Below are 572 nucleotides of genomic sequence, written 5' to 3'. Positions count from 1 at the left end.
CGGATTGCGAAACGCAGGCCTTCTTCCATAGCGATCGGGGAGATCAGCTTCACGGTGATGGAGACGTTGTCGCCTGGCATAACCATTTCTTTGTCCGCTGGCAGCTCGATGGAGCCGGTCACGTCGGTGGTACGGAAGTAGAACTGTGGACGGTAGTTGTTGAAGAACGGGGTGTGACGGCCGCCTTCATCTTTCGACAGAACGTAGATCTCGCCGGTGAAGTGATCGTGCGGCTTGATCGAGCCTGGCTTCGCCAGAACCTGACCACGCTGAACGTCTTCACGCTTGGTGCCGCGCAGCAGCAGGCCAACGTTGTCGCCGGCTTGACCCTGGTCCAGCAGCTTGCGGAACATTTCCACGCCGGTGCAGGTGGTTTTCACGGTGTCGATGATACCGACGATTTCGATCTCTTCGCCGACCTTGATGATGCCGCGCTCAACACGACCGGTCACCACGGTACCGCGGCCGGAGATCGAGAACACGTCTTCCACTGGCATCAGGAACGCGCCGTCAACAGCACGCTCTGGGGTTGGGATGTAGGTGTCCAGGGCTTCAGCCAGGCGCTCGATGCA

Annotated in this window: 1 protein-coding gene; it reads right to left on the bottom strand. The window is 59.4% G+C overall.

Annotation, left to right across the window (positions count from 1 at the left end; translation table 11 throughout):
- Positions 1–572 (bottom strand): EF-Tu C-terminal domain-related protein (locus GTP41_RS26780; protein WP_260115424.1); only part of this gene is annotated, 572 nt, incomplete at both ends.

The sequence above is a fragment of the Pseudoduganella guangdongensis genome (assembly GCF_009857475.1).
Classification (GTDB): domain Bacteria; phylum Pseudomonadota; class Gammaproteobacteria; order Burkholderiales; family Burkholderiaceae_D; genus Rugamonas; species Rugamonas guangdongensis.
The sequence above is the reverse complement of the archived record's forward strand: the minus strand, read 5'-3'. Positions and strand labels throughout refer to the sequence as shown.